Source organism: Mesorhizobium sp. M5C.F.Ca.IN.020.32.2.1 (assembly GCF_004023105.1).
Taxonomy (GTDB): domain Bacteria; phylum Pseudomonadota; class Alphaproteobacteria; order Rhizobiales; family Rhizobiaceae; genus Mesorhizobium; species Mesorhizobium wenxiniae.
In genome coordinates this window covers 1-4,069 of record NZ_RZSX01000604.1, presented here as the reverse complement: position 1 = coordinate 4,069, position 4,069 = coordinate 1, and the positions used below count along the sequence as shown (strand labels likewise).

General features: G+C 61.5%; 5 protein-coding genes. All 5 read right to left on the bottom strand.

The window, feature by feature from the left end; all coding sequences use genetic code 11:
- The coding region (locus tag EOA86_RS25220) for an FGGY family carbohydrate kinase (protein ID WP_245497367.1) at positions 1 to 206 on the bottom strand (206 nt) is incomplete at its 3' end.
- Positions 207 to 232: 26 nt separating this feature from the next.
- The gene (locus tag EOA86_RS25215; RefSeq protein WP_128344159.1) at positions 233 to 1,075 is read right to left on the bottom strand and encodes a class I fructose-bisphosphate aldolase; all 843 of its coding nucleotides are present in this window, start codon (positions 1,073 to 1,075) and stop codon (positions 233 to 235) included.
- Positions 1,048 to 2,784 carry a glycerol-3-phosphate dehydrogenase/oxidase gene (locus tag EOA86_RS25210; protein ID WP_128344157.1) on the bottom strand — a complete coding sequence of 579 codons (1,737 nt, stop codon included), beginning with the start codon at positions 2,782 to 2,784 and terminating at the stop codon, positions 1,048 to 1,050. The genes EOA86_RS25215 and EOA86_RS25210 overlap by 28 nt, the downstream gene beginning before the upstream one ends.
- Positions 2,785 to 2,802: 18 nt before the next feature.
- Positions 2,803 to 3,798 carry an aldo/keto reductase gene (locus tag EOA86_RS25205; protein WP_127208128.1) on the bottom strand — a complete coding sequence of 332 codons (996 nt, stop codon included), beginning with the start codon at positions 3,796 to 3,798 and terminating at the stop codon, positions 2,803 to 2,805.
- On the bottom strand, positions 3,795 to 4,069 hold a 275-nt coding region (locus tag EOA86_RS25200), incomplete at its 5' end, for a sugar-binding domain-containing protein (RefSeq protein ID WP_281035695.1). The genes EOA86_RS25205 and EOA86_RS25200, both read right to left, overlap by 4 nt.

Genomic DNA, 4,069 nt, shown 5'->3' with positions numbered 1-4,069 from the left:
TCGATGCCCGACTGGTCGAGGCACTGACGGACGACCTCGACGGCGTTGCGCCACAATTCGCCGAGGTCCCGCTCGACATGGCCGGGCTTTGGCATGCAGGAGTGGCCGTCCCGAGCGGCAAGCGCGAGTTCGCGACCTGCCGTGTCGAAGATGATGGCCTTGATGACGGTGTTGCCCGCATCAAGACCCAGAATGTATTGCTGCATTGAAGCGCCTCCCAAGCTACCAAGGTTTATTGTTGTTGGTAGAGCTCCCAAGCTGCAGCGCCGTCCGCATTCTCATGGATGATCGCCATCAATCCTCTCACGACGGCACGAGGGTTGGAATGCTGGTATATGTTGCGGCCATAGACCATGCCTGCCGCGCCCTGCGCCATCAGCGCCGCCGACTTGTCGAAGACGGCGCGCAAATCCTCCCTGCCCCCACCGCGTACCAGCACAGGACAGCGCGCCGCCGCCACGACCCGGTGGAAGTCGTTCGGATCGGTGGTCGGGTCCGCCTTGATGATGTCGGCGCCCATCTCGCTGGCGAGCCGGGTCAGGGTGACGATCTTTTCTGGGTCGCCGTCGACCATGTAGCCCCCGCGCTCCGAGTTGGGCAGCATTGCCAGCGGCTCGATCATCAGCGGCAGGCCGTATTTTTCGCAGTCGGCGCGAACGCGGGCAATGTTGTGGACGCATTGCCGGAACAGGTCCGGCTCATCGGGCAGCATGAATAGATTGACGACCACGCAGGCCGCGTCCATCTCCAGCGCGCCGATCAGTGGCTCGGCTTCGTTCTGCAGGATGGCCCACATCGAGCGATGGCGGGTTTTGTTATATGGATTGCCCATGTCTATGCGCATGACCAATGCCGGCTTGTGCTTGCCAGGCAAGGACTGCAGCAGATCGGCCTGGCCATAATTCATCTGAATGGCGTCCGGTCCCGCGGCAACCAGCTGGGCGACGACGCCGGCCATATCCTCGAGCCCTTCCAGAAAAGACGGCTCGTTGCACACGCCATGGTCGATTGCGACGTCGAGACAGCGCGCTCCCCCGAACAACCGGTTCATGCGGACTTTCTTGTTGATGCGCATTCGGCGCTCCTTCCTTGGTCTTTTTGGGATAGCTGGTCGAGATCGACGCCGTGCCGGTGTTGCAACAGGGCAAGGAAATCGGTGCGCTCGAATGCCTTGCGCGCGGTGTCCCAGTTCTTTTCGACAGCGAGAATATCGAGAACGGCATCGAGAAGGTCGGCCGAGAGAGCACCGGTGATGGCGATTGTCGTGCGGCGAAGCAGCAGGTCCTCCAGCTGCTCGACATATTCGTTGGCGATGAGATATCGAATCTCCCGGGCCGAGTAGTCGCTGCCGGGCAAGAGCTCGTCATGTCCCGCTGCCATATAGGCGGCGAAGGCATCCGCCGCGGTTCCGTAGCGCTCGAAGAGGCTGCCCATGCGGTCAAGCGACAGGCCGTGCGTCGCCGCGCGTTCTGCGCACCATTTTGCAGGGGCAGTGGGAAAATCCCGGCCGCCGCCGATCGGCATGTTTTCGGTGCCGACCACGCGCTGACGGTGCAATCGCTCGAGCACGATATCTGCTGCCAGTTCGCCGAACGATCGGAAGGTGGTCCATTTCCCGCCGATCATGCAGAGCGTCGGCGGCAGTATACCGGCGCCCTCAACCAATTCGCAGAAATGATCGCGGGGAATGCGCCCGGTAAAACTGTCTTGGCTTATCGGCAGCGGCCTCACCCCGGTGAACTGAAAGACGATGTCGGCATCAGTGATCTCGATCCCAGGAAACACGAATGACAGGGACTGCAGGATATATTGCCGCTCGTCATCCACGCAGCGCGCTTGGTCGGGATCGTCGACACGGATGTCCGTCGAGCCGACCAGCACGTTGCCGAGATAGGGGAACAGGATGCAGATCCGGCCGTCCTCGTTCTCGTAATAGATCATGTGACCATCGAGCGCGTCATGAAGTTCGCGATTGTCGACGATCAGATGCGAACCCTTGGTGCCGCCCATAAGCTTCGGCGCAATGGCTCCGATCGCCGAATTGGTCAGGTCGATCCAGCCGCCTGTGGCATTGACCACGAGCCGCGGCTTCACGGCTACCGTTTCGCCAGAAAGTCGGTCATTAAGCACCAGGGTCGCGTCATCGAGCGATACGCGTGCATAGTTGAGCGCTCGAGCGGACGGCTTTTGGTTCATGGTGTCGCACAGCATCTCGGTCCCCAACCGCTCGGGGTGGCTGACCCAGGCATCATAGTATGTCGCCGAATTGCGAATAGCAGGATTGATTGCAGGCCAGACCTTGAGTGTTTCGGCTCGGCTCCTGAATTTATGCGTCGGGACGATACGCCGTGCGGCGGTGAAGAAATCATACATCGCCAGGCCGGTCTTGATGACCAAAGCGCCGCGCCGGCCCGGACGACGGGTTAGCCCAAGGAAGCGAAATGCGCCATTTGCGATGCCTGAGAACAGGTCGAAGATAGGCACCGTGGTTGGCAGTGGCGCAACGTAGTGCGGCGCGTTCTTCAACAACCGATCGCGTTCGAGCAGAGATTCGCGGACCAGCTTGAACTCGCCGTTTTCAAGATAGCGCAAGCCGCCATGAACCATGCGCGAAAGGGCCGCGCTGGCGCCGGAACAATAATCGCCCTTTTCCGCGAGCAGCACATCAACGCCCTGCAAAGCGAGTTCGCGAAACACGCTGATGCCGTTAATGCCGCCGCCTATGACGAGCACGTCGACATCGGGGTTCTCGCGCAAGCCGGCGATCGTCTGGATGCGATTCATCTCAAGATGCGCTTTCGATCACGCATCTATCGCCACGAGATGCACGGCCACCGCCGCATCGACGGCCGCCAGTTCCGTAGCGCTCAGCGAAATCTCCCCTGCCCTGGCGTTGTCGCGCGCCTGCGCCGCGCTTCGCGCTCCACACAACGCGAAGGTGATGCCGGGCTGCGCCAGCGTCCAGGCGATCACGATCTGCGCCATGCTTGCCTGGTGGACCTCCGCGACCGGGGCCAGGGCATGTTTCAAAGCGGCTACCTTGCGCCGGTTGGCCTGAGAGAAGCGCGGATTGCTTTTGCGCTGGTCGTCGCCGCTGAACTCACGCGCCGGATCGATCGCGCCCGAAAGCAGGCCGAGCGCAAGCGACGAGTAACTGAGCGCAGCAACTTGATGCTGGCGCGCGATCGGCAGCAATGTCTGCTCAATCTCGCGATCCAGCATCGAATACCTTTCCTGGATCGCGTCGAGCTGGCCAGCTCCTACATACTGCTGCAGCTCGGCGGTGTTGAGATTGCTTGCGCCGATGGCGCGGATCTTGCCAGCTGATTTGAGGCGCTCGAGCGCTTCCATTGTCTCGGCAATGGGGGTCGTCGGGTCCTGCCAATGGGTGATGTAGAGATCGATATAATCGGTGCCGAGCCGCCTCAGGCTCTGCTCCACTTCATGAGCGATGCCATCGGCGCCCAGATATCGGTTCACCGGCTTTCCGTCCTGATCGAAGAAGTGATTGCCCTTTTTCGAATGCCAGTTCAGGCCACATTTGGTGGCGATGACGGCGCGGTCGCGCCGGCCCTTGATGGCCTTGCCGACGATCTCCTCGCTGCGGCCGAGACCGTAAGCCGGCGCGGTGTCGATCAGCGAGACGCCGGCATCGATGGACGCCTGGATTGCAGCGATCGATTCAGCTTCATCCGTGCCACCCCACATCCAGCCGCCGATAGCCCAGGTTCCGAGCCCTACTACCGACGTGACAACGCCGGACTTGCCGACGCGACGGGTGATTTGTCGAGAATTCATGCTGCATTTCCTTCAGCGAGCTCGAGGATCTTCAAGCCGGTGGTTTCGTCGGTGACGAGGGTATCGAGGTGAGAGCCGCGCATGGCACTGAGGATCGGGACCACCTTGCTTGCGCCGCTTGCGACCCCGATCGACTGCGGAATGGTCGCGAATTCCTCGAGCGTCAGCGAAACGAGTGAGTGGTTGAGGCGGTAGTCCGCGAGCTTGCCGCTGCCGTCTATGAGATGGGCGAGCAGCTCGCCCGCCGCGCCCGAGCGCTCTATGGCCAGCC

What these genes read in the sequence shown, in the direction of transcription:
- EOA86_RS25205 (WP_127208128.1), bottom strand. Translation starts at nt 3,798, where the DNA reads ATGAATTCTCGACAAATCACCCGTCGCGTCGGCAAGTCCGGCGTTGTC.
- EOA86_RS25210 (WP_128344157.1), bottom strand. Translation starts at nt 2,784, where the DNA reads ATGAATCGCATCCAGACGATCGCCGGCTTGCGCGAGAACCCCGATGTC.
- EOA86_RS25215 (WP_128344159.1), bottom strand. Translation starts at nt 1,075, where the DNA reads ATGCGCATCAACAAGAAAGTCCGCATGAACCGGTTGTTCGGGGGAGCG.